This window comes from Streptomyces sp. OfavH-34-F, assembly GCF_022347745.1.
Lineage (GTDB): Bacteria > Actinomycetota > Actinomycetes > Streptomycetales > Streptomycetaceae > Streptomyces.
Window position 1 is genome coordinate 1 of sequence record NZ_JAKRGC010000060.1, and the last position, 26,819, is coordinate 26,819.

The following is a 26,819-nucleotide window of genomic DNA, read 5'->3' on the forward strand; positions in this document are numbered from 1 at the left end:
TGGCGGGCGGGCTGCCCGCACAGGACGCAGGGCTCGGGCGCGGCGAGGGCGTCGCCGCCGTCCGCCTCGCCGCTCGCTGCGGGCCCGGGCGCGGGCTCGTCCGGTGCGGCGCTCTCGTCCCGTGCGGCGCTGTCGTCCCCTGCGGCGCTCTCGTCCCCTGCGGCGTTCTCCTCCCGCGCGTCCTGGGGCGGGTCGGTCTCGTCGCCCTGTTCGGGGGCGGGCGGGGCGAGTTTCGCGGCCAGGGCGTCCAGGAGGTAGGCGTACTTCGTCCTGAGTTCCCCGGACGGGTCGCGGCCGGTCTCCCAGCCCGTGACGGTGGACGGGTTCACGCCGAGGGCGCGGGCGACCTGGGCCTTCGACAGGCCGGCCTGTTCGCGCAGGGCGCGGCGCAGGTGGGGCTCGGGGAGTTCGGGCCGGGGGGTGAGGGAGGCGAGCAGCGAGTCGATCGCGGCGAAGTCGCTCATCGGTCCGCCGCTCTCAGAGGTAGGTGACGGGGTTGCGGGACAGGTGGGGGCCGGTCGTGGGGCGGCCGACTCGCGGGTCTCCGCGCAGCAGGTCTCCTTCGAGGGCGTAGCGGGTGCCGTGCTTGGAGATTCCGGTGATCTTCGCGACGGCGAGGACGGTGCCGGCGGTGTCGATGATCTGTACCTCGTCCTGGGACAGGGCGCGGTCGGCGTTGAACTTCCAGATGCCGCGGCCTGCCTGCCAGGCCTCGTCCTCGCTCATTCCGGGGCGCCATCCGAGCGTGGTGCGTCCGAGGCCGTCGCCGTCGTCGGCGGGCCGCTCGGGCCCGAGCCGGATCTGCAGCACCTCGCCCACCCGCTCCATGTGACTCTGTTACTTGTTGCGAAGTTATCAGGGGGCGGGCGTCTCGTCGACGAGGGGGGTCGCCGGGGCGCGTTATCCGCAGTCGCTGGAGGAGTCGGTCTCGCGCTGGAGTTTCCAGGCGGTGACCAGGTCGTCTCCGCCGGGGCGGCCGGCCGTGCCCGCGTCGATCCGGTCCAGGACGGAGCCGGGTTTCAGCTGCCACCAGTTGCCCGAGGCGTCGCGGAACTGGAGGACGAGCACGGCGTCGGTGCGGACCTTGGGCTGGTGGGAGCCGAAGGTGAACCAGTCGAGCCGGCAGGAGTGGACCTCGTCGAACCGGACCCGCTGGACGGTCTTGTCGCCGACTTCCAGGCGGACCGTCACACCCATGATGCGGGTGTCCTGCTGGTTCTCGACCAGCAGGCCGGTCGGGGCGGCGGCGGGGCCCGTCCAGAACGCGTTGACCTTCATGGCCTCGCGTACTTCCTCCTCGGCCTCGCGGGTGTAGTCGCGGTACAGGGCGAAGAGGGAGAGCGCCACCGCGATCACCACGCCCGCCGAGTTGATCCACTCGTGGGCGGAACGCGAACTCCCGGTCGCGCCAGACGTGTTCATGCCCCTGTGTAGCACAGGGGCGGCCGTGGGCAGCACCCCCTGAGCGGCGGCGGGAGGCGGCCGGGCTGCGGATTATTACGGCGTAATGAAACGCCCGGGCAGCGTGTCGCTGCCCGGGCGTTCCTCTCGTACGTGCCGGTCGTCCGCGGTCCGGTCAGACGGTGGACGGTTCCTCGGTCCGGTTCTGGACGGGCTTGCGCGGTTCCGTCTGCTCCGGCGTCAGGCCCGGTCGCCAGAAGCGGGGGCCCAGGTCCAGGGCGAGTGCGGGGACCAGCAGGCTGCGTACCAGGAACGTGTCGAGGAGGATGCCGACCGCCACCAGCAGGCCCTGTTGCAGTGCGCTCACCGTGGGGATGGCCGCGAGGACGCAGAACGTCGCGGCCAGGATCACGCCCGCCGACGTGATCACGCCGCCGGTCACCGTCACCGCGGTGAGGATGCCGTCGCGGTGCCCGCGCAGGCGCACCTCCTCCTTCGCGCGTGTCATCAGGAAGATGGTGTAGTCGATGCCCAGCGCCACCAGGAAGATGAAGCCGAACAGCACCAGTCCGCGGTCGATCTTGCCGTGGTCGAGGGCGTGGAACAGCAGGGACGCCGTACCGACGGCCGCCCCGAACGACAGCACCACGGACGCGAGCAGCACCACGGACGCGATGGCCGCCCGCAGCAGGACGAGGAGCATCACCAGCACCACCGCGAGGATGAGCGGGATCAGCAGCATCTCCTCGTCGCCCTGCGCCTCGGAGACGTCGAGGGCCACGGCGCTCTGGCCGCCGACGACGGCGTCGGCCGCCGGGCCGGAGGCGTCGGACAGTGCCGACCTGATGTCCCCGATGGTGTCCTTGGCCGCCGCGGAGTCCGGGGCGTCGCGGAGCACCGCCGTCAGGTGCGTCCAACCGCCCTTGGCGGCCTGGGTGTTGACGGAGGACACGCCGGGCACCTTGCCGACGACGGCTGTCGCGGTGGCGGCGCCGGCGTCGCGTACGTACACGTCCGCGGGTGCGGACGAGCCGGCGGGGAAGTGCTTGGCCATGACCTGCTGGCCGGTGACCGAGTCGACCTTGCCGGTGAACTGCTCCGCCTGGGTCTGGCCGGTCTGCACGCTGGTGATGCCCAGCGCCATGACGCCCAGCACCAGTGCGGTGCCGACCCACACTGCGCGCGGGCGGCGGCCCACGACCGCGGCGATCTTCGCCCACGTGCCGTGCTCCTGGCCCGAGTTCGGGTCGTATCCGGCGGTGACGCGCGGCTTGGCGGGCCAGAAGACCCAGCGGCCCAGGATGACCAGCAGCGCCGGGAGCAGCGAGGTCATGGCGAAGAAGACCAGGACGACGCCGATGGCGACGACCGGTCCCAGGCCCTGGGTGCTGTTCATGCTGCCGAACACCAGGCACAGCGACGCGATGGTGACCGTCGCGGCGGAGGCGGCCAGGGCCGGCAGCGAGCCGTTCACGGCCAGTGCCATCGCGGTGTGGCGGTCCTCGTGCCGGTGCAGTTCCTCGCGGTAGCGGGAGACGAGGAGCAGGGCGTAGTCGGTGCCGACGCCCACCGAGAGCACCATCAGCACGTAGGCGCTCTGGCCGTTGACCATGAGCCCGGCGTGCTTGGCGAGGAGGTAGACCACGCCGCTCGCCACCTGGCTGGCGAGGCCGACGGTGATCAGCGGGATCAGCCACAGCACGGGGCTGCGGTAGGTCAGGAGCAGCAGCACCGCCGCGACGGCGAGGGCGATGCCCAGCAGTGCGCCGTCCATGCCGGAGTAGACGTCGGCGAAGTCGGTGATGCTTCCGGCTTCACCGGTGATCTTGATGTCGAGGCCGGCGGGGGCGCCGTCGGCGGTGATCTCGCCGGCTTCCTTGACCTTGTCGGTGAGGACCGCGTTGTCGCTGGGCGAGGTGCGCAGCGGAACGCTGACGAAGGCCGCGACCTTGTCGTCGGAGACGACGGTGGGCGTGACGTCGCCGACGGCCACCTTGTCGGCGAGCCGGGCGCGGTCGCCGTCGATCCGGGACAGGTCCGCCGGGGTGAGACCGCCCTCGCGGGCGTAGACGATGACCGCGGTGCTCGTGTCCTTGTCCGCGAAGTACTCCTCCGCGAGCTGTACCGCCTTGGTCGACTGGGCGCTCGACGGCAGCCAGGCCTCGGGGTCGTTGTCCTGGACGTCTGCCAGGCCGGCGGCCAGCGAGCCACCGACGCCCATGAGCAGGAGCCACAGGACGAGCACGACCCACTTGGAGCGCCGGCCGGCTACGAAGGCAGCGTATCGATTCGTAACGGTGGGTGGGGGAACGGGCGGTGGAACCGTTTCTGTGGGGGATGGTGCCGTGGTCTGGGTCGTCATGTGACGCTCACTGAGTGTCAGGAGCCGTGGAGCGGGGGCTCGTACGGATTCGGAACTAGGCGTACAAGTTGTTCACCAGCGGGGTGGAGTCCTGGTGGAGTGCGCCTGGAGTCGGCTTGAATTCGGATTCCCCGGCCCGGTAGTGGTCCTTTTCCGGCCGGATTGGTTCGGCGGCCGGTTTCGTGCGTCGGTCGTACGGTCGCTCCGTCGTGCATGAGATTTTCTGGAGTGGAGGCATATTTCCGCTTGAATGTGGCTTGAGCCGGGGTGCAGGCGTGCCGGGGTTTTCCGCATCGTTGCTGTTCAGCGCGTTGGGGGTGGCGTCGCCGGAATCGTTTCTCTTGGTTTCCGGTCCCCTTCGCGCGGTGGAATCCGTCAGTCTGGTTCCGCAGGGAAGAATGAAGAACACCGCTGAGGGAGATGTGATGAAGGCTCGTATGACGAACCCCGCGAAGGTTCTGCCGGACGCGATGAGCGGTATTCAGAACCTCTACAAGGCGATTCACCAGGGCGGGGTCGAGAAGCACACGCTGGACCTGGTGCACCTGCGGGCGAGCCAGATCAACGGTTGCAGTGCCTGTGTCCACGCCGGTGTGACGGGCGCCAAGAAGGCCGGGGAGACCGACGAGCGTCTGCACTCCGTCGCCGCGTGGCGCGAGGCGCCGTTCTTCACGGACTCCGAGCGCGCGGCGCTGGCGCTGACGGAGGCCGTCACCCGGCTGGCCGACCACAGCGGGCAGGCCGTGTCGGACGAGATCTGGGACGAGGCCGCCGACCACTTCTCGGAGGAGCAGCTCGCCGCGATCCTCCTCATGATCGCGACGACGAACTTCTTCAACCGGCTGAACGCCACGCTGCAGGAGCCCGCGGGCGCCGCCTGGGGCTAGACAACTCCTCCGGCGGGATGCGGGGGGCTCATGGACAGGGGGGCTCTCATGGGCGGGAATCGGATTTCCCGCCCTGAGGGCTCCCCTAGTCTGCGTGCCATGGACATCACCATTCGCACCACCGCGCTGCCGTACGAGGACCCGGACGCCTCGCTCGCCTTCTACCGGGACGTTCTCGGGTTCGAGGTGCTCAGCGATGTCGGGCAGGGCGAGGCGCGCTGGATCACCGTGTGTCCGGCGGGCCGGCCGGAGACCTCGATCCTGCTGACGCCGCCCGCCTCCGATCCGTGTGTCACCGAGGACGAGCGCCGGGTGATCACGGAGATGATGGCGAAGGGCACCTACGGCTGGATTCTGCTGGCCACTCCGGACCTCTCCGCCACGTTCGAGAAGGTGCAGGCCGGTGACTCCGAGGTGGTGCAGGAGCCGGTCGAGCAGCCGTACGGCATCCGCGACTGCGCCTTCCGCGACCCGGCGGGCAATCTGGTCCGTATCCAGGAGGTCCCCTGAGCGGGGGGCTCGGGCGCTGATCGGCGTGGCGTGGCGCCGTCGGCGGGGCGCGGTGTGCGGAAGATGTGGGGGCCGCGGAACCGGTCAGGAATCAAGAAGCCCCGATCGGTGCGCGCCCCTACGGTGATGTTGCCGGGCAGGGAACGGAAGGCGGTGGCCCGTCCACCGGCCCCAGCCCCGTTTCCCGCCGGGCACGCACATCTCGACCGCTCAAGGAGTACGGCATGAAGGCACACGTCAGTTCGATCCTTCTCGGCGTCCAGGACATGGACCGGGCCAAGAAGTTCTACACCGAGGGACTCGGCTGGAAGATCCAGAACGACTACGGCGTCTCGGTGTTCTTCGAGTCGGACGGTGCCTCGCCCGTCGGTTTCTACAGCCGCGACGGGCTGGCCCAGATGGTGGGCACGCAGGCGGAGGGCAGCGGCTTCAGCGGGCTGGTCATGACCTACGTGGTGCGCAGCGAGGCGCGGGTGGACGAGGTCATGGCGGAGGCCGAGCAGGCCGGCGCCACGATCCTCAAGCCCGCCGGGGCGCTGCCGTGGGGCGGGTACGGGGGCACCTTCGCCGACCCGGACGGCTATGTGTGGAGCCTCGGCTACAGCGACCAGGGGACCGACCAGCCCTACGCCGAGTAGCCAGGGCCCGGGCCGGGCGGCCCGGCGGAGAACCAGGGAGAAGGACATGAAGTTTCTGTCGCACGTCGAACCGCCCGAGCCCATGCGGGGCCTGCTCGTCCCGCCGGAGGTGGTGGAGGCTCTCGGCGAGGGCTCGCGGCCCCCGGTGAAGATCACCCTCAACGGGCATTCCTGGCGCAGCCGGGTCGCCTTTCTGCGCGGCCGTCATCTGATCGGGCTCAGCCACGCCAACCGGCGTGCGGCGGGGGTCGAGATCGGTGAGGAGGTCGAGGTCGAGCTGGAGCTCGACACCGAGCCGCGCGTCGTCGTGGAGCCGGAGGACTTCGCCCGGGCCCTGGACGAGGACCCGGCCGTCCGGGCCGCGTACGACCACCTCACGTACAGCCGCAAGCGCGAGCACGTGCGTGCCGTCGAGAGCGCGAAGCAGCCCGAGACGCGCAGGCGGCGCATCGAGAAGGCCATCGCCACGCTGCGGGGCTGACCCCGCAGCGGGTCTCGCACACCCCTCGCCCATCAGCCGTTCCTCAGTGCCTCGCGGGCCCGTCCCGCGAGGCGTGAGGGGCGGCTGTCCGCGTTCTGCGGGAAGCACGCAGGTCAGCCACGGACCGCGGGCCGGCCTGCGGACGGTGCAAGCGGGCCGCTAACGGTTCTCGACCGGTTGTGCACCGGCGCGCTCGAAGCTGCCAACACAGAGCGAGGTGAGAGAACCTCCGGTCGGCTTGAGGAGTGCGTGATGCGCAAGGTCGTTTCGCGGGACGGCACGACGATCGCCTACGACACCGCGGGCGAGGGCCCACCTCTCGTGCTGCTCAACGGAGCGTTCCGCGATCACACGATCTTCGACGATCTCGTCCCCGCACTGGCTCGGCACTGCACCGTGTACGCCTACGACCGTCGCGGGCGCGGCCAGAGCGGGGACGCTCCCTCCTACGCCGTCGAGCGGGAGATCGAGGACCTGGAGGCGATGATCGAGGAGGCGGGCGGCTCCGCGGCCGTGTTCGCCGGGTCCACGGGCGCGAACCTGGCGCTGCGCGCGGCGTTCGCGGGCGCGCCGATCACCAGGCTGGCGCTGCACGAGCCGTTCTTCCGGCCCGACGGGTTTCCCAAGCCGCCGCCGAACGCCGCCGGGACGCTCCAGGCGCTCCTCGCGGAGGGTGACCGGCGCGGCGAGGCGGCCGAGTACTTCCTCGGTCCCGTCCTGGGGCTCACCCCCGACGACGTGGCGCAGTGGCGCAAGGGCCCGATCTGGGCGATGAACGAGGCGAACGCGCACACGCTGCTGTACGACATCGCCATCTGCGGTGACTTCACCGTTCCGGCCGGCCGGCTCGCCCAGCTGCCGACGCAGACGCTGGTCCTCAACAGCGACCGCACCAGTGCCTGGCTGCGGGCGGCGGCGCAGGAGACCGCCGCGGCCCTGCCCAACGGCCGGGGCCTGGAGCTGTCCGGCTCCTGGCACCGCATCGACATGGACGTGCTCGGCCGGGCGCTGGTCGAGTTCGCGGCCGCCTGAATGGCCGCGCCGCTCCTGCCCGCGCCGCCCCTGCCCGTGCCGACGCTCCGCGGAGCGAACGGGCGTGCCCGGCCCGGCCCTGACAGCACGCCCCCTACCTCCCAGGAGTACACCACCGTGACCACGGCTCTCACCCTGGCCGCCGGGGACACCGCCGAGGCGGTCCCGGCCGCCGCGCGCGGCGCCACCGTGTGGCTGACCGGGCTGCCCAGTGCGGGCAAGTCGACGCTCGCCCGCGCCCTCGCCGAGCACCTGCGCGCCGGAGGACACCGGGTGGAGGTGCTCGACGGCGACGAGATCCGCGAGTTCCTCTCCTCGGGACTGGGTTTCACCCGCGAGGACCGGGACACCAACGTGCAGCGGATCGGCTTCGTGGCCGCGCTGCTGGCCTCGCACGGCGTCAAGACGCTGGTCCCGGTCATCGCCCCGTACGCCGACTCCCGCGCCGCCGTCCGTGCCCGGCACGCCGCCCGCGGCACCCCGTTCCTGGAGGTCCACGTGGCCACCCCGGTGACGCTCTGTTCCCAGCGGGACGTGAAGGGCCTGTACGCGCGGCAGGCGGCCGGTGAGATCTCCGGTCTCACGGGCGTCGACGACCCGTACGAGGCGCCGGAGAACCCGGATCTGCGCATCCGGACGCAGAACCGCTCGGTGGCCGACTCCGCGGCCGAGCTGTACACCTTCCTGACCGAGAGGGGACTGGTATGACGACCGCGACCCATCGCCTGATCGAGGCGTCGGGGAATCCCTTCGCGCTGACGCACCTGGACTCGCTGGAGTCCGAGGCGGTGCACATCTTCCGCGAGGTGGCGGGCGAGTTCGAGAAGCCGGTGATCCTGTTCTCCGGCGGCAAGGACTCGATCGTCATGCTGCACCTGGCGCTCAAGGCGTTCGCACCGGCCCCGGTGCCGTTCGCACTGCTGCACGTGGACACCGGGCACAACTTCCGGGAGGCCATCGACTACCGGGACCGCACGGTGGCCCGGCACGGGCTGCGGCTGCACGTGGCGTCGGTCCAGGAGTACATCGACGCGGGCAAGCTCCGTGAGCGCCCGGACGGCACCCGCAACCCGTTGCAGACCGTGCCGCTGACCGAGGCCATCCAGCAGCACCGCTTCGACGCCGTCTTCGGCGGCGGCCGGCGCGACGAGGAGAAGGCCCGCGCCAAGGAACGCGTGTTCTCCCTGCGCGACGAGTTCTCCCAGTGGGATCCGCGCCGCCAGCGCCCCGAACTGTGGCAGCTCTACAACGGCCGGCACGCCCCCGGCGAACACGTACGGGTCTTCCCGCTGTCCAACTGGACGGAGCTGGACGTCTGGCAGTACATCGCGCGCGAGAAGATCGAGCTTCCGTCGATCTACTTCGCCCACGAACGGGACGTCTTCCTGCGGGGCGGCATGTGGCTGACCGCCGGTGAGTGGGGCGGCCCGAAGGACGGCGAGCACGTCGAGCGGCGCCTCGTCCGCTACCGCACCGTCGGCGACATGTCCTGCACCGGCGCGGTCGACTCCGACGCCACCACGCTGGACGCGGTGATCGCCGAGATCGCCGTCTCCCGCCTCACCGAACGGGGCGCGACCCGCGCCGACGACAAGCTGTCCGAGGCCGCGATGGAAGACCGCAAGCGCGAGGGGTACTTCTGAGATGACCACCACGACCGAGCAGCTCAGCGCCACCACCCTGCTGCGATTCGCGACCGCGGGCTCCGTCGACGACGGCAAGTCCACCCTCGTCGGGCGGCTCCTGCACGACTCCAAGTCGGTCCTCACCGACCAGCTGGAGGCCGTCGCGCGGGTGTCGGCCGGCCGCGGCCAGGAGGCGCCGGACCTGGCGCTGCTGACCGACGGCCTGCGCGCCGAGCGCGAGCAGGGCATCACCATCGACGTGGCCTACCGCTACTTCGCCACCGCCCGGCGCCGGTTCATCCTCGCCGACACCCCCGGCCACGTGGAGTACACCCGCAACATGGTGACCGGCGCCTCCACCGCCGACCTCGCGGTGGTCCTGGTCGACGCCCGCAACGGCATGGTCGAGCAGACCCGCCGGCACACCGCCGTCGCCGCGCTGCTGCGCGTCCCGCACGTGGTCCTGGCCGTCAACAAGATGGACCTCGTCGGCTACGAGGAGGGCGTCTTCGCGCGCATCGCCGAGGAGTTCACCGCGTACGCGGCCTCGCTCGGGGTGGAGAACGTCGTGGCCGTCCCGCTGTCCGCGCTGGCCGGCGACAACGTCGTCACGCACTCCGCGCACATGGACTGGTACGGCGGCCGGACCCTGCTGGAGCACCTGGAGACCGTCCCGGTCGGCAGCGACCCGAGGGCGGAGGACGCCCGCTTCCCCGTCCAGTACGTGATCCGGCCGCAGACCGCCGAGCGCCCCGACTACCGGGGCTACGCGGGCCAGATCGCCTCCGGCGTGCTGCGGGTCGGGGACGCCGTCACCGTCCTGTCGTCGGGGCGCACCACCGCCGTCGCGGCCATCGACGCCCTCGGCAGGCAGACGGACGTCGCCTGGGCGCCCCAGTCCGTCACCGTCCGGCTCGCCGACGACGTCGACGTCTCGCGCGGCGACATGATCGCGGCCGGCGGTACGGCGCGCACGCCCACCCAGGACGTCGCGGCCAGCGTCTGCCACCTCAACGAGCGCCCCCTGCACGTCGGCGACAAGGTGCTGCTCAAGCACACCACCCGCACCGTGCGCGCCGTGGTGCGGGACATCGCGTACCGGATCGACATCGGCACGCTCGAACGGCGCCCCGGCGCCCAGGAGCTGGGGGTCAACGACATCGGTCACGTGGTGCTGCGCACCGCCGAGCCGCTCGCGGTGGACCCGTACGCCGACAACCGCAGGACGGGCTCGTTCCTGCTGATCGACCCGGACGACGGCACCACCCTCGCGGCGGGCATGGCGGGCGAGCCCTTCGTGAACGCGCGGCGCGAGCCGGAGGCGGCCGGCGAGGAGGGATGGACCTGATGCTCCGTCACAGGACCGGGCGTCCGGCCGTCGCGGCCGTGGCGGCGGCCGCGCTCGCCGCGCTGCTGGCGGGCTGCGGCTACGGCGCCCACGCCCAGCCGGCCCCGTCCGAGCCGGCGGTCCGGGCCACGGGTCCGAAGCTGTCCGCCGACACCGTGCGGATCGGCTACTTCCCGAACATCACGCACGGGACCGCGCTGGTGGGTTTGCAGAGCGGCCTGTTCCAGAAGGAGCTGGGCTCGACCCGGATCAAGGCCCAGTACTTCAACGCCGGGCCGGCCGAGATCGAGGCGCTCAACGCCGGTTCGGTCGACATCGGCTTCATCGGCCCGAACTCGGCGGTCAACGGCTACGTCGCCTCGCACGGCACCTCCCTGCGGATCGTCGGCGGCGCGGCCTCCGGCGGGGTCAGGCTGGTGGTCGATCCGGAGAAGATCTCGTCGCCGGACGACCTGCGGGGCAAGCGGCTCGCCACCCCGCAGCTGGGCGGCACCCAGGACGTCGCCCTGCTCCACTACCTGGCCGGCCGGGGCTACCGGGTGGACCCGGTCTCCGGCGCCGGTGACGTGCGGGTGCTCCGCACGAAGAACAAGGTGGTGCCGCAGGCGTACCGCTCCGGTGCCGTCGACGGCGCCTGGGTGCCCGAGCCGACCGCGTCCGAGCTGGTCGCGCTCGGCGGGAAGGTCCTGCTGGACGAGAAGTCGCTGTGGCCGGACGGCGCGTTCGCGACCACCAGCATCATCGCCTCGCAGAAGTTCCTGTCCGCCCACCCCGACGTGGTGGAGGCGGTGCTGCGCGGCTCGCTGGCGGCCAACGCCTTCATCGAGGCCGAACCCGCGCGGACGAAGGCCGCCGCCAATCTGCGGATCAAGGCCGACACGGGCAAGGAGCTGCCGCCCGCCGTCCTCGACCCCGCGTGGGCGGGGATCGACTTCACCGACGACCCGCTGGCGGGCTCCCTGCGGACCGGGGCCGGCCACGCGGTCGCCGTGGGCCTGCTCGACGAGCCCGACCTGGCCGGGATCGTCGACCTGACGCTGCTCGACAAGGTCCTCGCCGCGGCGGGCCGGCCCGCCGCGGACGACGCCGGGCTCGACGCGAAGTAACCCCCGGCGCCCCCGGCTCCGCGCAGCGCCCTCGTCCACTCCCGCAGGAGGAACCCGCAATGACCACGGCACTGAGCATCCCGCAGCCCACCCCCGTCGTCGCGTCCGTGGAGGACAGCCCGGCGGTCCGGCTCTCGCACGTCACCAAGACCTTCGGGCGCCCCGGCGCGGGCTCCGTCGTCCTCGACGACATCGACCTGGACGTGGCGCCGGGCGAGTTCGTCACCCTGGTCGGGGCCTCCGGCTGCGGCAAGTCCACGCTGCTGAACCTGGTGGCGGGGCTCGACGAACCCAGCGCCGGCACCATCGAGGTGCCCGGCACCAGGCCGTCGCTGATGTTCCAGGACCACGCGCTGTTCCCGTGGCTGAGCGCGGGCCGCAACATCGAGCTGGCGCTGCGCCTGGCGGGCGTGGCGCGCGAGAACCGCAGGCCGGAGGCCGAACGGCTGCTGGAGCTGGTCCACCTCGGCGGCGCGTACCGCAAGCGGGTGCACGAGCTGTCCGGCGGCATGCGCCAGCGCGTGGCGCTGGCCCGCGCGCTCGCCCAGGGGAGCACCGTGCTGCTGATGGACGAGCCGTTCGCCGCGCTCGACGCCATCACCCGGGACGTCCTGCACGAGGAGATCACCCGGATCTGGAACGAGCGCAAGCTCACCGTCCTGTTCGTCACCCACAACGTGCGCGAGGCCGTGCGCCTCGCGCAGCGTGTCGTCCTGCTGTCGTCCCGGCCCGGCCGGATCGCCCGCGAGTGGCGCGTCGACCTGCCGCACGCGCTGCGCGGCGAGTCCGCCGAGGTCGCGGCGCTGTCCATCGAGATCACCGAGCACCTGCGTGGGGAGATACGCCGCCATGTCCAGCACTGACATCCGAACCGCGGTGAGCGGCCGTGCTTCCTTCCCCGACGGTCCGGAGGCCGGCCTCGGTGCGCTGGCGGCCGGTCTGGACGCGCTGGAGGCCGAGCGCCCGCAGCGCGCCCGGTTCCGCCAGGTGCTGCGGACGCGGGTCCTCCCGCCGGTGCTGGGCCTCGTCCTGGTCATCGGCCTCTGGCAGCTCGCCCACAGCCTGCGCCTGGCCGATCCCACGAAGCTGCCGGCTCCGGCCGACGTCTGGCACGCGCTCACCCTGCTGTGGGGCGAGGGCACCCTGTTCTCCATCATCTGGACGAGCCTGTGGCGCGGCGTGTCGGGTTTCGTGGTGGCCGTCGCGATCGGCACGCCCCTCGGCCTGCTCGTCGCGCGGATCGGGCCGGTACGGGCCGCCATCGGGCCGGTGCTGTCGGGGCTGCAGTCGCTGCCCTCGGTCGCCTGGGTGCCGGCCGCCGTCATCTGGCTCGGCATCAACAACTCGGCCATGTACGCGGTGATCCTGCTGGGTGCGACGCCGTCGATCGCCAACGGCCTGATCGCCGGTGTCGACCAGGTGCCGCCGCTGTTCCTGCGGGCCGGCCGGACGCTCGGCGCCCACGGGGCGCGCGGGGTGCGGCACGTGCTGCTGCCCGCCGCGCTGCCCGGGTACCTCGCCGGTCTGAAGCAGGGCTGGGCGTTCTCCTGGCGGTCGCTGATGGCCGCCGAGCTCATCGCCTCCTCCCCGGACCTGGGGACGGGCCTGGGCCGCTACCTGGAGAACCAGCGGGAGTTCTCGGACATGCCGGGCGTGCTGCTCGGCATCATCCTCATCTTCGTCGTCGGCGTCGCCATCGACCTGTTGTTCTTCAGCCCGCTGGAGCGCCGGGTGCTGCGCAGCCGCGGGCTGCTGGCCGCGCGCTGAGGCGCCCGTGCCCCGGCGGACCCCGGGACGGTTCCCCTACGGATTGGAGATCGAGATGGGTGCGAGGCCCGGGTATGTGGTGCGGGTCGTGTGGAGGACGCTGACGGAGGGCCTGTTCTGGTCGGGGTTCGCGATGAACGGCGTATGCCCCCCGTACGGGTGGAGGACGGAGGAGTCCGCGCTCCCGTCCGGCGGCCGGCCGTCCCCGGCACCGCTGTCCGACGCGGAGTTCGCCCAGTGGACGGCACTGGTGCGGCAGCTGAACTGAGGGGTGTCCGATGCATCCCCGCGGCGTCGCGACGCCTGGAACGAAATCGACCGACGATGAGAAGGAGACCAGGGTGAGCCGCGCCAGCTCGAGTACCACGCGCCCCCGGGCACTGATGAAAGACGGCCAGTCGCGACGCGTCCTCGGGCTGTTCCGCCCGTACCGGAAGCAGTTGCTGTCCGTCGTGTTGCTGGTCCTGGGCTCCGCGCTGGTCGCCCTGGTCAACCCGTTCCTGATCCGCGAGATCATGGACACGGCCCTGCCGGAGGACCGGCTGGGGCTGCTGTCCCTGCTCGCCCTCGGCATGGTCCTGGTCTCCGTCACCACCAGCACGTTCAACGTCTGGCAGACGCACATATCGGCCACGGTGGGCCAGCTGGTGATGCACGACCTGCGTACGGCGGTGTACGCCCACCTCCAGCGGATGTCGCTGGCCTTCTTCGCCCGGACCCGTACCGGCGAGGTGCAGTCGCGGATCTCCAACGACATCGGCGGGATGCAGGTGACCGTCACGACCACGGCGACGGCGCTGCTGGCCGACGTGACGGTCGTGATCGCCGCGACCACCGCCATGTTCGTGCTCGACTGGCGGCTGACGCTGGCGTCCATGCTGATGCTGCCGGCGTTCGCCCTGGTGAGCCGGCGCGTCGGCAACCAGCGGCGCAACATCACCCGGGACCGGCAGAAGCAGCTCGCCGGGCTGTCCTCGACCATGCAGGAGTCGCTGTCGATCAGCGGCATCCTGCTCAGCCACACCATGGGCCGTTCGCGTTCGCTGACCGACAGCTTCGCGCGGCAGTCGCGCAAGCTCAGCGACGTCGAGGTACGGGTCACCACGGCGGGCCTGTGGTACCAGTCCACGATCTGGATCGTCATCGCCTCCATGCCGGCGACGATCTACTGGGTGGCGGGGCTGACCTCGAACAACGGCCACATGGCCATCTCCATCGGCTCCCTGGTCGCGTTCACCTCGCTCCAGCAGAGCCTGTTCCGCCCGGCGCAGCGGCTGCTGACCGTCGGCATCGAGATCCAGGGCTCCCTGGAGCTGTTCGGCCGCATCTTCGAGTACCTCGATCTGCCGGTCGACATCGACGAGCCCGAGCAGCCCCGGGAGCCGGCCGCGTTGCGGGGCGAGGTGCGCATGCGGGGGGTCGGCTTCTCGTACACGGGTACGGAGCGGCCCACGCTGGCCGGGGTCGACGTGACCGTTCCGGCGGGCCACAGCCTGGCGATCGTCGGGGAGACCGGCTCGGGGAAGACCACGCTCAGCTATCTCATCCCGCGGCTGTACGACGTCACGGCCGGCTCCGTCACGATCGACGGGGTGGACGTGCGCGAGATGTCCTTCGCCACGCTGACGTCGGCGGTCGGCGTCGTCTCCCAGGAGACGTACCTGTTCCACGCCACGGTCGCGGAGAACCTGCGCTTCGCGAAGCCCGACGCGACCGACGAGGAGCTGTACGCGGCGGCGCGGATCGCGCACATCCACGACTACCTGACGCTGCTGCCCGACGGCTACGACACGGTGGTCGGCGAGCGCGGGTACCGGTTCTCCGGGGGTGAGAAGCAGCGCCTGGCGATCGCCCGGACCATTCTGCGCGACCCGCCGATCCTGGTGCTCGACGAGGCGACCAGCGCCCTGGACACCCACACCGAGCAGGCCGTCCAGAAGGCGATCGACGCGGCCAGCGTGGGCCGTACCACCATCACGGTCGCCCACCGGCTGTCGACCGTGCGCAACGCCGACGAGATCGTCGTGCTGGACCGGGGCCGGATCTCGGAGCGCGGCACACACGAGGAGCTGCTGCTGCGCGGTGGCCAGTACGCGACGCTCATCAACCGGGACAGCGAGCCCATCGCGGTCTGAGAGGCGGCCGGCTCCGGGACGGATGCGCGGGTCCTGGAGCCGGGTTCGAGTCCGGCGAGAGCGGTCGTCCCTACCGTCGGGCGAATGAATCCCTCGACATCCGACATATCCGGGCCATCCGGGCCGAACCGCCGCACGCTGCTGCGTTACGGGTCCTTGGCCGGTCTGGGCGCCCTGGCGAGCGCCGCACCCTTCTTCCGGCCGGAGGGCGCCGCCGCCGCGGCCGTCGGCGGGCCCGAACCGACGGCGCCCGAGCTGAAGCTGACGAAGTTCAGGGACTCGCTGCGCGTCCCGCCGGTGCTGCGGCCCCGGGAGCGCGGCGATCACGACGAGCTGACCGTGCGGATGCTGACGGCCGATGTCACCGTGCATTCGCAGATGCCGCCGGTGCGGATGTGGACGTACGAGGGTTCCTTCCCGGGGCCGACGATCAAAACGGTCAGCGGCCGTCCGCTGCGGGTCGTCTGGGAGAACCGGCTGACGGGGAAGATCCCCGTCACGGCCGTCGACTTCGGCTCGGCGACGGGCCGCTCCCCCGACCCGCTCACCAACTACCCCGGCACGGCGGGAACCGAGGTCGTCCCCGGCGTCACGGACCTGGCGCCGTGGGCCGCGGCGCACCTGCACGGCATGCTGACCGGCGGCGGCAACGACGGCTGGATGGAGAACCTCATCGGCCCGGGCGAGGTGCAGTTGTCGGCGTATCCGAACCGGCAGGCGGCAACCACGCTCTGGTACCACGACCACACCCACCACGTGAGCCGTTTCAGCGTGTACGCCGGGCTGGCCGGGCTGTTCCTCTCGCGCAACGACGAGGAGGAGGCCCTCGGCCTGCCGGACGGCGCGCGGGACGTCCCGCTGGTCCTGTGCGACCGCAACTTCGACGTGGACGGGTCCGGCGCGCTGACCGGCCGGCTGGTCCACAAGGTGGAGATGATCGGCCCGCGGCGGCTCATGCGCACCCACGCGGCGCCCTACACCCTGGTCAACGGGGTGGTCTGGCCGTATCTGGAGGTCCAGCCGCGCTGGTACCGGTTCCGGATCGTCAACGCCGCGAACTCCCGGATCTACCGGCTGATGCTGCTCGCGGACGGCCGGCCGGTGCCGGGCGCGCTGCGGGTGATCGGGACCGACCAGGGGCTGCTCGGCGAGCCGCTGGCCGTCGAGGGGGCGCTCAACCTCTGCCCCGGCGAGCGGGCCGACGTGCTGGTCGACTTCGGCGCGTTCCGGGGGCGGGCGCTGAAGCTGGTGAACACGCTGGAGGGCCTGACGCCGGGGGCGTCCGAAAAGATCGAGGACCTGCTGGAGCCCGATGTGATGCAGTTCCGCGTCGCGGGCCGCAGGCGGTCGGACCCGTTCACGCTGCCGGAGGTCGTGTCGCCCACGTTCTCCCGGGTCTCCCACCACGACCTGCCGCACGACGCGGTGACCCGGTGGGTGGTCGTGGTGGGCCCCGGCTCGACGAACGTGCCCGAGCTGTGGGAGATGGAGGAGGTGGACGCGGCGGGGCTCACGTTCCCGGCGGCCGGGGTCGTCCAGGTCCGGGACGCGGAGGGCGCCGTCCGGACGCTGCGCAGGACGGCGATGTCCTACGAGGACGGGGCGGCGTTCACGGCGGCGCTCGGCGGGGTGGAGATCTGGAAGTACCTCAACCTCGCGGCCTCCCCGCACCCGATGCACATCCATCTGTCGCACTTCCAGGTGCTGTCCCGGGAGAGCTACGACATCACCGGGTTCGACCGGGCCACCCGCGGCTCGGCGAAGCCCGTCGCGTTCGAGGGCGCGTTGCCGCTGGAGGCGCACGAGCTCGGGGAGAAGGACGTGGTCCGGGTGGGTACCGCGGGCCGGATCGCGCCCAACGCCACGCTGGGCGAACTGGTCACCGTGGCGGTGCGGTTCCCCGTCGTCGGCCGGGGGGTCCACCACTGCCACATGCTGGAGCACGAGCAGCACATGATGCGCCCGCTCGTGGTGTCGCCGGCCGGCCACGCGGGGGCGGGCGGGCACGCGCACATGGGGCACTGACGCGTGGGGCCCGCGCCGGTGATCGGCGCGGGCCCCGGGCTGGTCGCGGGCGGCTCGGAGGGCGCTCAGTGGGCTGCCCCGTGCGGGCGGCTCAGTGCGCGGCGACCGGGCCGGCGGCGGCCGCCTGGGCGATCCGCCGGCGCATCTCCTCGGAGCTGTTGGCGCGCGGGAACTCCTCGTCGGGGACCTCGACCCCCAGGAACGCGCACAGCGGGCCCCAGCCCTGGCGTACGTCGTACACGAGGACGTTGTCCGCGCCGAGGGTGCGCACGACGTCCTCGGTGTGCCGGTGGTAGACCTCGATGGCGTGGGCCTTGTCCGCGAACCGGCCGCCGAACAGGCCGTCCCAGACCAGGGCGTTGACGACGCGGAACAGCCGGGCCTGCCGGGAGCCGGGCTCGGGCGGGTGCTCCATGGTCCGCAGCGCGAACTGGTACAGCGTGTCGTAGGTGCTCTTGTACCAGCCCTCGGCGTCACGCACGGTGAGGATCACCTTGGTGCCGGGGAGCGCTTCGCTGATCTCCCGGTAGTAGACGGTGGAGGGGCCGTCCACCGCGGAGGTGAAGCCGTCGTAGAGCGCGGCCCAGTCGGGGCGTTCGCCGTCGCAGATGATCCGCTCCCACTGGAGGAGGCGCTCCTCGTCGTCGACGATCTCGAACATGTGGAAGCAGGGGCCGAGGCCGAGCCGCTCCAGGGCCACCTGGAGCGAGGTCGTGCCGGTCCGGCCCAGGCCGGCGTTGATGAGCTGCAGCACGGTGGTGTCTCCTCTTCCTCAGCGCCAGACCGCGTCGTCCTGGTGGGTGGCGACGTTCACCCGGTTCCAGAAGTTGACCAGGCTGATGTGCATGACCAGGGCGCCGAGCTGGACGTCGTCGTAGTGCGCGGCGGAGTTCGCCCAGACCTCGTCGGAGGGGGCGCTGTCGGCGTCGGTCTGCCGGGTGACGGCTTCGGCCAGCTCCAGGGCGGCGCGCTCGGCGTCGCTGAAGGAGGGTTCGGTCCGCCACTCGTCCACCAGGCGCAGCCGCTTGTCCTCGGGCTCGGTCGGGAAGGTGTAGACGCGGCCGTTGAGCGAGGCGACGCGCAGCCGGACGTAGTCGAGGGTGGACTGCGGCACGCCGACCTTGCCGATGACCTCGGACAGGTCGAGCAGGGGTTGCAGGGCGCCGGGGACGACCAGGGAGGGGTTGCCCATCCGTTGAGCCATCGGTGTTCTCCTGTGTGGTAGCGGTGCGCTGGGAAGGGGAGGGGTCACGCCGGGCGGGGCCGTCACACCGGGATCGCCTCGATGACCGAGATCGGGGACGAGGTGGGGACCACCCTGGTGATCTCGAAGCCCGCCCGGGCGAACAGCTCGGTGTACTGGGCCAGGGTGCGGTCCTGGGAGCCGATCATCAGCATCAGCCAGAGGTCGATGGTGTGGCCGATGTGGGGCTCGTTGTTCTCGGGAAGCACGTACTCGACGCAGAGCAGCTTGCCGTCGGGGCTGATCGCCTCGCGCGCGTTGCGCAGGGCGGTCAGGGCGTCCTCCTCGGAGAAGTTGTGGATGATGCGCTTGAACAGATACGCGTCACCGCCCTTGGGCAGCTTGCCGAGGTAGCCGCCGTGCTCGATGGTGCAGCGGTCCGCGACGCCGGCCTCCTCGAAGAGGGAGGCCGAGTCCACGGTCGCGATCTCGAAGTCGTAGAGCACGCCCTTGGCGTCCGGGGCCTGCTGGAGGACCCCCGCCAGCAGGTAGCCGCGGCCGCCGATGACGTCCACGACGGTGTGGAACGGGGAGAAGTCGTAGGCGGCCAGGACCGGGTCCGTCTCCGACTCCGAGACCTTGCCGAAGGCCTGGAAGAACGCGGCGGCGTAGGCGGGGTTGGCGTGGAAGAAGTCGAGCGTGCTCATGCCCCGCAGCTTGGGGAGGTTGGCCTCGCCGGTCCGCACGGTGGTGAGGAGGTGACCCCACTCCTCGTGCAGCAGGGGGTGGCTCATCAGCTGGGCGAACTTGCGCATCGAGTCCTGGGCGTCCTCGCGGAGCTTGGTGGACAGCGCGGTGTTCTCGTACCGTCCGTCCGGGCGGACGGCGAAGACCCGGTGGCCGCAGAGCGCGCGCAGCAGGCGGTGGACCGCCTGCGGGTCGGCCTCGACCCGCCGGGCGATCTCCTCGGCGGTCAGGGGCTCGTCGGCGAGCACGTCGGCGATGCCGAGGTGGGCGGCGACGGAGATCGCCTGGGTGATGACGGCACCCTGGATCAGGTCGAGCAGCGCGTAGGAGTCCGACTGGTCGCGGACCTCGGCCGATGCGGACATCGTTTTCCCCTCGGAGTTTCTTCTCGCGGATTCCGGACGGTAATTCGATGCTTCTTCCCGCCGCAACCGGCCGGGTCTCCGGCATCATGGACGGATAAATTCAACCGGGAAATACTCGTGCGGGGACGGAGCCCGTATCCACTCGCACTCGACCGGAAATCCGAACCCCCTTGTCAGGCTGTGCCGACCGCGAGCCCGTCATCGCCCTGAGGAGTCCACGTTGGTACACGACACCCCGACCCCGGTGGATTTCTGGTTCGACCCGACCTGCCCCTGGGCGTGGATGACGTCGCGGTGGGTCCTGGAGGTGGCACAGCTGCGGCCGCTGGAGGTCCGCTGGCACCTGATGAGCCTGACGCTGCTCAACGAGGGGCGCCCGGACCTCGACGAGCGCTGGCACCGCGACCTGGCGCAGCGCATGGAGCCGGTACGCGTCTGCGCCGCCGCCGGGCACACGTACGGGCCCGGGGTGCTGCCGCGGCTCTACACCGAACTCGGCACCCGCTTCCACCTGGAGAAGGCGCCCAGGGAGCGGGCCACGTACGAGGCCGCCCTGGCCGCCGCGGGCCTGGACACCGCCCTGGCCGGGGCGGCCGGGTCCGACGCGTTCGACGACGCGGTGCGCGCTTCGCACCAGGACGGCATCGCCCGCGTCGGCACCGATGTGGGCACCCCGGTCATCGCCGTGGGGGACGTGGCGTTCTTCGGCCCCGTGGTGACGCCGGCCCCTCGGGGGCAGGCCGCGGTGAGGCTCTGGGACGGGGTGCTCGCGGTGGCCGGGACCGACGGGTTCTTCGAGCTCAAGCGGACCCGGACGCGGAAGCCGGTCTTCGTCTGAGTCCGCTCGGCGGGCCGGGCGTCAGCCGAGGGCGGGGGCGGTCCAGTTGTCCTTCAGCCACTCCTCCACGGAGACCAGGTTCGGCCGCTTCTTCCGCAGTTCGGCCAGGTCGGCCTGGAAGCCGTCGCGCTCGAACCAGTCGAACATGTTGGCGAGGTCGGGGCGGCCGGCGCGCAGCGGCTCGATGGGCAGCTGCTGGAAGCGGGTCGGGATGCCGGAGACGGCCTCGAACGCGGCGGCCATCTGGGGTCCGGTCAGTTCGTCGCCGGCGATGTCGACCGTGCGGCCGATCCATTCCTCCGGGTTCTCGAAGGCGTCCGCGGCGAAGGCGCCGATGTCGCTGGGTGCGATGACCTGCACCGAGGTCGCGGGGTCGAGCCACATGGCGAGGACGAGTTCGTCCTGCCTGACGCGCGGGGCGATGTCCAGGAGGATGTCGTGGAACATCGCCGGCCGCAGCACGGTGGCCGGCAGGTCGAGCGTGGCCAGGTACTGCTCGCCGATCAGCTTGCTCTCGAAGTGCGGGACGCGGGTGTCCCGGTCGGCGCCGCCGACGGAGCTGTAGACGAAGTGCTTCACGCCGGCCCGGACGGCGGCGTCGGCCACCGCCCTGCCCTGGCGGATCTCGGCCTCGACGCCGCCGGGGCCCCGGAAGGTCTGCACGCTGAAGACGCCGTACACGCCCTCCGTCGCCGCCGCCAGCGACGCCTCGTCGTCCATGTCGCCGCGGACGAGAACCGCGCCCGCCTCCTCCAGCGCCCGCGCCTGCTCCTTCTGCGGGTCGCGGACCAGGGCGCGTACGGAGAATCCGCGCCGCAGCAGGTCGCGGGCGACCGCCCCGCCCTGCCGGCCGGTGCCGCCCGTCACCAGGATCGTCTGTGCATCCGCCACTGTCTGCCTCCATGTCGTGTGCCCGCCGGGCGTTCGCCCGGCCCGGCTGTCGGGTGTGCCGGCCGCGCACGGCCGGGGTCGGTCCCCGCGAGGGGACGTGGCGCGCTACCAGGGGACGGGGCCGTCGTCGGACAGGCACTGGCCCGTCGGGCCGGTCTCGTCCAGGGTGGCGAGCCGGACGGCGATCCCCGCGCCCTCGGCGGGGGACCGGAAGCCGCGGCCGCCGTTGATGTCGGTCGCCACGACCCCGGGGAGCGCGGCGTTGACCTTGACCGGGGTGTCCCGCAGCTCCTTCGCGTAGGCGAGGGTGACCGCGTTGAGGGCGGTCTTCGAGGACTGGTAGGCGATCATGTTCAGGCTGGCCAGCGGGCCTTCCGTGGCCGAGGACAGGGTCAGCGAGCCCACGTGGCTGGACAGGTTGACGATGCGGCCGGCCGGTGAACGGCGCAGCAGCGGCAGCATCGCGTGGGTCACGGTGACCACGCCGAACACGTTGGTCTCGAAGACCTCCCGCAGGTCGCCCGCGGTCGCCTCGCCGGGTGTTCCGGTGAAGGCGCCCGCGATGCCGGCGTTGTTGACCAGGATGTCCAGGCGGCCGTAGCGCCGTTCGATCTCGCGGGCGGCCTCCTCCACGGAGGCCGGGTCCGTCACGTCGAGCCGGACGGGCACGGCCGTGATGCCCTCGTCCGCCAGGGTGTCGGCGGCCTGCTTGCCGAGCACCTCGTCCCGGGCGCCGAGGAGAACGGTGATCCGCTGTTCACCGAGCTGCCGGGCGATGGCGAATCCGATGCCCTTGTTGGCGCCCGTGATGAGCGCGACCTTCTCGAGCGGCACGTTTTTCCCTTTCGTGAGGTCCAGGTCCCACTGCCTCTGGAACGCGCCCGGTTTTCGAGCAACGAATCAATATGTTCACGGTGCGAAAAGCAAATTCCCGGGCACCTCAGATGGTGCCGTCGAACCGTCGTGTTCAAATGCGGAATTTCCGCGGTCGAACAGCGGGACGGCGGGCGGCGGTGAAAGACCGATCCGCTTTCGAGGCGCCCTCCAGCCGGGGTCCGGGGCGCTCGGCCAGACTGCCCAAGCCTGTCTCGGTGCCGATACGGGCCTGACGACACCGTAACCATGAAGGAGCTGGTGGAATGACTGGGAGCGAACAGGCTCGGGCGAGCGGCAAGCCTCACGTGGTCATCGTCGGTGGCGGGATCTCTGGGCTGGCGGCGGCGTTCCACCTGCGGAACGAGCCGGTGCGCGTGACGCTCTTGGAGGCCTCGTCCCGGCTGGGCGGGAAGCTGCTGGTGTCCGACGTCGCGGGGGTCGCGGTCGACGAGGGCGCCGAGTCGCTGTACGCCAACCGCAAGAAGACCACGGGTCTGATCAAGGAGGCGGGGCTCGGCGAGCAGATCATGTCGGCCGGTCCCGTCACCGCGTCGGCGATCTGGACCGGGGGCGCGATCAGGCACCAGCCCGACCGTCAGTTCATGGGCGTGCCCTGCGACATGGACGACCTGGCGCGGTCCGGGGTGCTGTCCGCCGAGGGTGTGGAGCGGGCGCAGCAGGACCTGGTGCTGCCCTCGTTCGACCTGGAGGGCGACATCTCGGTCGCGTCCTACGTCGGCGGGCGGTTCGGCCAGGAGGTCGTGGACCGTCTCGTCGAGCCGTTCCTCGCGGGTGTGTTCGCGGGCCACGCCTCGGACCTGTCGTTCGAGGCGACCCTGACCCCGCTGGCGCGGGCGTCCCGCGACCACATCTCGCTCGCGGACGCGGCCGGCTCGCTGGTGCCGCCGCTGAAGGAGGGCGAGAAGCCGCCGCCGGTCAGCGTGGCCACGCTGAAGGGCGGCTTCGGCACGCTGCCCGCGGCGATCATCCAGCAGGTGCTGGACGCCGCGCCGGACACGGCCCTGCGCACCGGAGCCCCCGTGCGCGACCTGGTCCGCAAGGGTGAGCGCTGGCAGGTGACGGTGGGGTCGGCCGCCGCCCCGGAGGTCCTGGACGCCGACGCGGTGATCATCGCCACCCCGGCCGGCCCGACGGGCAGCCTGCTCTCCGGGCTCCCGGGTACGTCCGCCGCCGTCTCGGCGCTCGCCGAGGTGCCGTACTCCAGCGTGGCCATGGTGACGCTCGCCTACCCGCGCACGGCGTTCCCGGGCGGGCTCTCGGGCCGCGGCTACGCCGGTTACCGGGTGCCCGCGGAGGAGGGGAAGGCCGTCAAGGAGGTCACGTTCACCACGGTGAAGTGGCCGCACCTGGCGAGTGACGTGGAGATCGTGCGCTGCTCGCTCGGGCGGTTCGGCGAGGAGCACCTGCTCCAGCTCGACGACGCCGAGCTGGTCGCGCTGGCGACGGCCGAGCTGGCCGAGGCCACCGGGGTGAGCGGTGTGCCCGTGGCGTCCCGCGTGAGCCGCTGGGAGAGCGCCCTGCCGCAGTACAACGTGGGTCACGTGGACCGGGTGCGCAAGGTCCGGGAGGCCGTCGCGGCCCAGCCCGGGCTCGCGGTGTGCGGTGCGGTGTACGACGGTGTGGGCGTCGGTGTCTGCATGATGACGTCGCGCCGGGCCGTCGACCAGATCCTCCCCTTCGCCAAGAAGGCGGCGTCCGCCTCCGCGGTCGCGGCCGGGGTGTGATCGCTTCCCTCCCGGCACTCTCGCGCCCCGTCGAGCCCAGGCTCGGCGGGGCGCGGTGCTGTGTGCGGGCGGGTGGGTGACTGCGGCCGGGGCGCGGCGGACGGGGCGGGGCGGGCGGGGCCGGGAACGGGAGATCCGGCCGGCGATCGGATCGCCGGCCGGACCGGGGGTTGGTGCCTGTGCGCGTCAGCGGTCCAGGATGGTGGCGAAGACCTCCGTCAGCGCCTGCTCGGCGTCCTGGCCGGCGCCGGTGCTGCGCCAGGCGACGTGCTGGTCGGGGCGGATCAGCAGGGCGCCCGCGCCGCTGATCTGCCGTACGGCCTCCCACCCGCCGTCCACGTCGGCGTACTCGGCGCCCTCGCCGATCGCGACGACGTCGAGCTCGACGGAGAACTTCTCCGCGACGCGCGCGGCCGCCTCCTGCCACGCCGTCCCCTCCGGGCCGGTGATCAGCGTGAAGCCGGTCCGGCCCGTCAGGTCGAGGGTGGACAGGCGCTCGCCGTTCCGGGTGATCCAGGCGTGCGGGAGCCGGTGGCCGGGGCGCGAGGTCGGGACGTGCTGGTCGCGCATGGGGACGCGCGCCGGGCGCTCGGTGCCGTCGGGGATGACGGCGCCCTGCTCGTAGGCGAAGCCGATCTCCATGTCGAACGACTGGCAGCCGCCGCGGTGGGTGTGGAAGATCTCCAGGGCCCGCGCCCGTACGGTGTCGCCGAGCGGCGACGGGTCGAAGTACGCCGCGAGGCGCTGGCCCCGGCGGCCCGCCGGGATGTTGTGGCCGCCGCCTATGGCGTCGATGACCGCCTGGTGGTGCTGGGCGGCGGAGACGGCCCAGTCGACGTTCTCGCGGCCCACGGGCCGGCGCTCGGCCTCGTAGGTGTCGATCAGGCTCTCGGGCGCGCTGCCGTTCAGCACCGCGGCCAGCTTCCAGGCGATGTTGTGCGCGTCCTGGATGCCGGTGTTGAGGCCGAGGCCGACGGCGGGCGGCTGCTTGTGCGCGGCGTCGCCGGCGATGAGCACCCGGCCGACCTTGTACTTGTCGGCGAGGATCGCGTTGACGATCCAGTCCGTGACCTTGTGCACGGTCACTTCCAGGTCCGGCACCTTCAGCACTTCGCGGATGCGGTCGACGACCGTCTCGTTGGTCCAGCGGCCGGCCGGGCCGGGGGCCATGTGCAGGCCCCACTGCTCGCAGGCCTTGCCCCAGCTGGGCCCCATCTCGATGAGGTTGACGGAGAGGTCGGGGTCCTCCGGGCTGAGGTAGTGCGTGATGAGCGTGCCCTCCTCCCACCACTGCGAGAGGTCGGCGGAGAAGTACACGGTGGTGGTGTTGACGTTGCTGGGCGGGCCCTGCATCTCGATGCCGACCTTGGAGCCGACGTAGCGGCCGCCGTCGGCGCCGAGGAGGTATTGCGTCTTGACGGTGGTGATCTCGGCGGTCTCGACGTTGCGGACCACGGCGAGGACGTGGTCGCCCTCGTCGGAGAAGTCGATCACCTCGTGGCCGAAGAGGATGCGGCCCGGGCTGCGCTCCTCGGCGTGCCGGCGCAGGATCGGCTCCAGCCACATCTGCGGGAGCTTGGCGGGCAGTTCGGGGCCGGCCGCTCCGTAGCGCTCGGTCAGTTCGCCACCGCCGAAGGCGTCCATCTCATGGATCTGGCGGGCGTCCAGCGGCCCGTCACCAGCGAACGTGGTCGCCCAGCGCACCTTGCCGAACTTGTCCAGCGGCGCCGCTTCCGCGAGGACGTCGTCGCGCAGCCCGTGCTGGCGGAAGATCTCCATGGTGCGCTGGTTGAGGTAGTGCGCCTTCGGCACCCTCGACGTGTCCGCGTGCCGCTCCACCAGCAGGTGGTCGACGCCCTGGTCGGCGAGAAAGACGGAGGCGGACAGTCCGCAACCGCCGCCGCCCACGATCAGGACCGGAACCTCGATAGACGTCATGTTCGCCCTTCCAGAATTCAGATGGCTTTTCCGTCCAGCCTGACAACGTCATCCGTAACCCTGGTCAAGGACGGCTGGACTCCGGAACGCCGCCGGCCGGTCACGCGGGTGACCGGCCGACCACATGCTTCGGGAAGGGGCTCCGGCGGGTGCCCCGGCTGCTCAGCCGAGCCAGACGCCGTCCTTCATCAGCGTGCGCCCGGACAGTTCGTCGGCCTCCCGCCAGGCCTGGACGCGCCGGGGGCGTACGCGGAAGTACTGGTAGGGCTGGTCGAGTTCGCGCGGGTCGAAGCCGGTCTTGGCCGCGAAGGCGTCGGCCGTCCCGCCCAGCGCGGCGGTGTCCACCGCCTCCGCCTCGCCGTCGATGATCACGACGTCGCGGGTCGGGCCGAGGGCCAGCCGCACCCGGCCGTCCGCCAGCAGGTTGCGACCGGTCACGGAGTCGCGCGGGGTCGAGACGAGGACGGCCGTCCCGTCCCAGAGGAAGGAGAGCGGGACGAGGTAGGGAGCGCCGGGGCCGCCCGCCGAGGAGACCCAGACATCGATGTCGTTCTCCAGCCTCTTGCGAGTGTCCCCCAACCGCTCTTCGAGCCCACGCGGTGGCACAGTCGTCATGCTTCCTCCGTCGATGTCGTGGAGTACCCCCGTCCGGGGAGGTCTCCTTCGGTGGTCGTACGGGCCTCCGGCAGGCCGGCGGCGACCGCCGCCAGCGCCCTGACGGCGGCACGCACCCCGATCATGTCGTGGGCCCGGTGCACAGCGAAGCGCACGAAGCCGCCGGGCAGGGGCAGCACACGCACCCCCAGGGCGGCGAGACGGCCGGCGCAGTCCTCCGCGGTCAGCCCGGCGAGCCGCGCCATCACCATGTTGGTCGGGCGCGGCGCGCGCATCACCTCGGCCCCGGGCAGCGCCGCGAGGC

General features: G+C 71.8%; 28 protein-coding genes. 16 read left to right on the top strand and 12 right to left on the bottom strand.

Features of this window, described 5'->3' with window-relative positions; translation table 11 throughout:
- The 4 genes from MHW47_RS12365 to MHW47_RS12380 form a co-directional block, all read right to left on the bottom strand.
- On the bottom strand, positions 1-464 hold a 464-nt coding region (locus MHW47_RS12365), incomplete at its 3' end, for a DNA-binding transcriptional regulator (RefSeq protein ID WP_239222888.1).
- A gap of 13 nt (positions 465-477) precedes the next feature.
- Positions 478-828 (bottom strand): hypothetical protein, encoded by a 351-nt coding sequence (locus MHW47_RS12370; protein WP_239222890.1) that lies wholly within the window; start codon positions 826-828, stop codon positions 478-480.
- 72 nt (positions 829-900) lie between these two features.
- On the bottom strand, positions 901-1,422 hold the full coding sequence (locus MHW47_RS12375; RefSeq protein ID WP_239222892.1) for a hypothetical protein: 522 nt from the start codon (positions 1,420-1,422) through the stop codon (positions 901-903).
- A 154-nt stretch (positions 1,423-1,576) separates the two neighbouring features.
- Positions 1,577-3,646, bottom strand: a complete 2,070-nt coding sequence (locus MHW47_RS12380; RefSeq protein ID WP_239222894.1) for an MMPL family transporter — start codon at positions 3,644-3,646, stop codon at positions 1,577-1,579.
- Positions 3,647-4,188: 542 nt separating this feature from the next.
- Here MHW47_RS12380 and MHW47_RS12385 point away from each other — a divergent pair.
- From MHW47_RS12385 to MHW47_RS12450, 14 genes are all read left to right on the top strand, one after another.
- Positions 4,189-4,650 carry a carboxymuconolactone decarboxylase family protein gene (locus MHW47_RS12385; RefSeq protein WP_239222896.1) on the top strand — a complete coding sequence of 154 codons (462 nt, stop codon included), beginning with the start codon at positions 4,189-4,191 and terminating at the stop codon, positions 4,648-4,650.
- A 99-nt stretch (positions 4,651-4,749) separates the two neighbouring features.
- Positions 4,750-5,160, top strand: coding sequence for a VOC family protein (locus MHW47_RS12390; protein ID WP_239222898.1), 411 nt, complete (start codon positions 4,750-4,752; stop codon positions 5,158-5,160).
- A gap of 224 nt (positions 5,161-5,384) precedes the next feature.
- Complete coding sequence (locus MHW47_RS12395; protein ID WP_239222900.1) at positions 5,385-5,798, top strand: VOC family protein; 414 nt, start codon at positions 5,385-5,387, stop codon at positions 5,796-5,798.
- A 46-nt stretch (positions 5,799-5,844) separates the two neighbouring features.
- Positions 5,845-6,279, top strand: coding sequence for a YdeI/OmpD-associated family protein (locus tag MHW47_RS12400; protein ID WP_239222902.1), 435 nt, complete (start codon positions 5,845-5,847; stop codon positions 6,277-6,279).
- A gap of 252 nt (positions 6,280-6,531) precedes the next feature.
- Positions 6,532-7,311: an alpha/beta fold hydrolase gene (locus MHW47_RS12405; protein ID WP_239222904.1), complete on the top strand. Its 780-nt coding sequence runs from the start codon at positions 6,532-6,534 to the stop codon at positions 7,309-7,311.
- Positions 7,312-7,428: 117 nt separating this feature from the next.
- A complete protein-coding gene (gene cysC, locus MHW47_RS12410; RefSeq protein WP_374230085.1) occupies positions 7,429-8,019 on the top strand; it encodes an adenylyl-sulfate kinase in 591 nt (196 codons plus the stop codon).
- The gene (cysD, locus tag MHW47_RS12415) at positions 8,016-8,954 is read left to right on the top strand and encodes a sulfate adenylyltransferase subunit CysD (protein WP_239222905.1); all 939 of its coding nucleotides are present in this window, start codon (positions 8,016-8,018) and stop codon (positions 8,952-8,954) included. Before cysC ends, cysD begins: the two co-directional genes overlap by 4 nt.
- Position 8,955: 1 nt before the next feature.
- A complete protein-coding gene (locus MHW47_RS12420; protein WP_239222907.1) occupies positions 8,956-10,284 on the top strand; it encodes a sulfate adenylyltransferase subunit 1 in 1,329 nt (442 codons plus the stop codon).
- Positions 10,284-11,390, top strand: coding sequence for an ABC transporter substrate-binding protein (locus tag MHW47_RS12425; protein WP_239222908.1), 1,107 nt, complete (start codon positions 10,284-10,286; stop codon positions 11,388-11,390). The genes MHW47_RS12420 and MHW47_RS12425 overlap by 1 nt, the downstream gene beginning before the upstream one ends.
- Positions 11,391-11,449: 59 nt before the next feature.
- Positions 11,450-12,253, top strand: a complete 804-nt coding sequence (locus MHW47_RS12430; protein WP_239222909.1) for an ABC transporter ATP-binding protein — start codon at positions 11,450-11,452, stop codon at positions 12,251-12,253.
- Positions 12,240-13,157 (top strand): ABC transporter permease, encoded by a 918-nt coding sequence (locus MHW47_RS12435; RefSeq protein ID WP_239222910.1) that lies wholly within the window; start codon positions 12,240-12,242, stop codon positions 13,155-13,157. The genes MHW47_RS12430 and MHW47_RS12435 overlap by 14 nt, the downstream gene beginning before the upstream one ends.
- Before the next feature lie 55 nt (positions 13,158-13,212).
- Positions 13,213-13,425, top strand: coding sequence for a hypothetical protein (locus MHW47_RS12440; protein ID WP_239222911.1), 213 nt, complete (start codon positions 13,213-13,215; stop codon positions 13,423-13,425).
- A 115-nt stretch (positions 13,426-13,540) separates the two neighbouring features.
- Positions 13,541-15,292 (top strand): ABC transporter ATP-binding protein, encoded by a 1,752-nt coding sequence (locus MHW47_RS12445; RefSeq protein WP_239222926.1) that lies wholly within the window; start codon positions 13,541-13,543, stop codon positions 15,290-15,292.
- 84 nt (positions 15,293-15,376) lie between these two features.
- Positions 15,377-17,317, top strand: a complete 1,941-nt coding sequence (locus MHW47_RS12450; protein ID WP_239222912.1) for a multicopper oxidase family protein — start codon at positions 15,377-15,379, stop codon at positions 17,315-17,317.
- Between the two features lie 91 nt (positions 17,318-17,408).
- Here MHW47_RS12450 and MHW47_RS12455 read toward each other — a convergent pair whose 3' ends face one another.
- The 3 genes from MHW47_RS12455 to MHW47_RS12465 form a co-directional block, all read right to left on the bottom strand.
- Positions 17,409-18,071 carry a sulfotransferase family protein gene (locus MHW47_RS12455; protein WP_239222913.1) on the bottom strand — a complete coding sequence of 221 codons (663 nt, stop codon included), beginning with the start codon at positions 18,069-18,071 and terminating at the stop codon, positions 17,409-17,411.
- A gap of 18 nt (positions 18,072-18,089) precedes the next feature.
- Positions 18,090-18,521 carry a carboxymuconolactone decarboxylase family protein gene (locus MHW47_RS12460; RefSeq protein ID WP_239222914.1) on the bottom strand — a complete coding sequence of 144 codons (432 nt, stop codon included), beginning with the start codon at positions 18,519-18,521 and terminating at the stop codon, positions 18,090-18,092.
- A 62-nt stretch (positions 18,522-18,583) separates the two neighbouring features.
- Positions 18,584-19,612 (bottom strand): acetylserotonin O-methyltransferase, encoded by a 1,029-nt coding sequence (locus MHW47_RS12465; RefSeq protein WP_239222915.1) that lies wholly within the window; start codon positions 19,610-19,612, stop codon positions 18,584-18,586.
- A 220-nt stretch (positions 19,613-19,832) separates the two neighbouring features.
- Between MHW47_RS12465 and MHW47_RS12470 the strand changes: the two genes are divergently transcribed.
- Entirely contained in the window at positions 19,833-20,450 is a 618-nt protein-coding gene (locus MHW47_RS12470) for a DsbA family protein (protein ID WP_239222916.1), read from the top strand.
- Positions 20,451-20,471: 21 nt separating this feature from the next.
- Here MHW47_RS12470 and MHW47_RS12475 read toward each other — a convergent pair whose 3' ends face one another.
- Complete coding sequence (locus MHW47_RS12475; protein ID WP_239222917.1) at positions 20,472-21,341, bottom strand: NmrA/HSCARG family protein; 870 nt, start codon at positions 21,339-21,341, stop codon at positions 20,472-20,474.
- A gap of 105 nt (positions 21,342-21,446) precedes the next feature.
- Positions 21,447-22,175 carry an SDR family oxidoreductase gene (locus MHW47_RS12480; protein WP_239222919.1) on the bottom strand — a complete coding sequence of 243 codons (729 nt, stop codon included), beginning with the start codon at positions 22,173-22,175 and terminating at the stop codon, positions 21,447-21,449.
- 305 nt (positions 22,176-22,480) lie between these two features.
- Here MHW47_RS12480 and hemG point away from each other — a divergent pair, with 305 nt between their 5' ends.
- Positions 22,481-23,962, top strand: a complete 1,482-nt coding sequence (gene hemG / locus MHW47_RS12485; RefSeq protein WP_239222920.1) for a protoporphyrinogen oxidase — start codon at positions 22,481-22,483, stop codon at positions 23,960-23,962.
- Positions 23,963-24,148: 186 nt separating this feature from the next.
- On the opposite strand, the gene MHW47_RS12490 is transcribed toward hemG, so the two are convergent.
- From MHW47_RS12490 to MHW47_RS12500, 3 genes are all read right to left on the bottom strand, one after another.
- Positions 24,149-25,900: an FAD-dependent monooxygenase gene (locus MHW47_RS12490; RefSeq protein WP_239222921.1), complete on the bottom strand. Its 1,752-nt coding sequence runs from the start codon at positions 25,898-25,900 to the stop codon at positions 24,149-24,151.
- A gap of 162 nt (positions 25,901-26,062) precedes the next feature.
- A complete protein-coding gene (locus MHW47_RS12495; protein WP_239222922.1) occupies positions 26,063-26,515 on the bottom strand; it encodes a pyridoxamine 5'-phosphate oxidase family protein in 453 nt (150 codons plus the stop codon).
- On the bottom strand, positions 26,512-26,819 hold a 308-nt coding region (locus MHW47_RS12500; protein ID WP_239222924.1), incomplete at its 5' end, for a hypothetical protein. The genes MHW47_RS12495 and MHW47_RS12500, both read right to left, overlap by 4 nt.

Excerpts from the sequence above, each read along its gene's own strand:
- MHW47_RS12370 (WP_239222890.1), bottom strand. The coding sequence starts at position 828 with ATGGAGCGGGTGGGCGAGGTGCTGCAGATCCGGCTCGGGCCCGAGCGG.
- MHW47_RS12375 (WP_239222892.1), bottom strand. The coding sequence starts at position 1,422 with ATGAACACGTCTGGCGCGACCGGGAGTTCGCGTTCCGCCCACGAGTGG.
- MHW47_RS12385 (WP_239222896.1), top strand. The coding sequence starts at position 4,189 with ATGAAGGCTCGTATGACGAACCCCGCGAAGGTTCTGCCGGACGCGATG.
- MHW47_RS12390 (WP_239222898.1), top strand. The coding sequence starts at position 4,750 with ATGGACATCACCATTCGCACCACCGCGCTGCCGTACGAGGACCCGGAC.
- MHW47_RS12395 (WP_239222900.1), top strand. The coding sequence starts at position 5,385 with ATGAAGGCACACGTCAGTTCGATCCTTCTCGGCGTCCAGGACATGGAC.
- MHW47_RS12400 (WP_239222902.1), top strand. The coding sequence starts at position 5,845 with ATGAAGTTTCTGTCGCACGTCGAACCGCCCGAGCCCATGCGGGGCCTG.
- MHW47_RS12405 (WP_239222904.1), top strand. The coding sequence starts at position 6,532 with ATGCGCAAGGTCGTTTCGCGGGACGGCACGACGATCGCCTACGACACC.
- cysD (WP_239222905.1), top strand. The coding sequence starts at position 8,016 with ATGACGACCGCGACCCATCGCCTGATCGAGGCGTCGGGGAATCCCTTC.
- MHW47_RS12420 (WP_239222907.1), top strand. The coding sequence starts at position 8,956 with ATGACCACCACGACCGAGCAGCTCAGCGCCACCACCCTGCTGCGATTC.
- MHW47_RS12425 (WP_239222908.1), top strand. The coding sequence starts at position 10,284 with ATGCTCCGTCACAGGACCGGGCGTCCGGCCGTCGCGGCCGTGGCGGCG.
- MHW47_RS12430 (WP_239222909.1), top strand. The coding sequence starts at position 11,450 with ATGACCACGGCACTGAGCATCCCGCAGCCCACCCCCGTCGTCGCGTCC.
- MHW47_RS12435 (WP_239222910.1), top strand. The coding sequence starts at position 12,240 with ATGTCCAGCACTGACATCCGAACCGCGGTGAGCGGCCGTGCTTCCTTC.
- MHW47_RS12440 (WP_239222911.1), top strand. The coding sequence starts at position 13,213 with ATGGGTGCGAGGCCCGGGTATGTGGTGCGGGTCGTGTGGAGGACGCTG.
- MHW47_RS12445 (WP_239222926.1), top strand. The coding sequence starts at position 13,541 with ATGAAAGACGGCCAGTCGCGACGCGTCCTCGGGCTGTTCCGCCCGTAC.
- MHW47_RS12450 (WP_239222912.1), top strand. The coding sequence starts at position 15,377 with ATGAATCCCTCGACATCCGACATATCCGGGCCATCCGGGCCGAACCGC.
- MHW47_RS12460 (WP_239222914.1), bottom strand. The coding sequence starts at position 18,521 with ATGGCTCAACGGATGGGCAACCCCTCCCTGGTCGTCCCCGGCGCCCTG.
- MHW47_RS12465 (WP_239222915.1), bottom strand. The coding sequence starts at position 19,612 with ATGTCCGCATCGGCCGAGGTCCGCGACCAGTCGGACTCCTACGCGCTG.
- hemG (WP_239222920.1), top strand. The coding sequence starts at position 22,481 with ATGACTGGGAGCGAACAGGCTCGGGCGAGCGGCAAGCCTCACGTGGTC.
- MHW47_RS12490 (WP_239222921.1), bottom strand. The coding sequence starts at position 25,900 with ATGACGTCTATCGAGGTTCCGGTCCTGATCGTGGGCGGCGGCGGTTGC.
- MHW47_RS12495 (WP_239222922.1), bottom strand. The coding sequence starts at position 26,515 with ATGACGACTGTGCCACCGCGTGGGCTCGAAGAGCGGTTGGGGGACACT.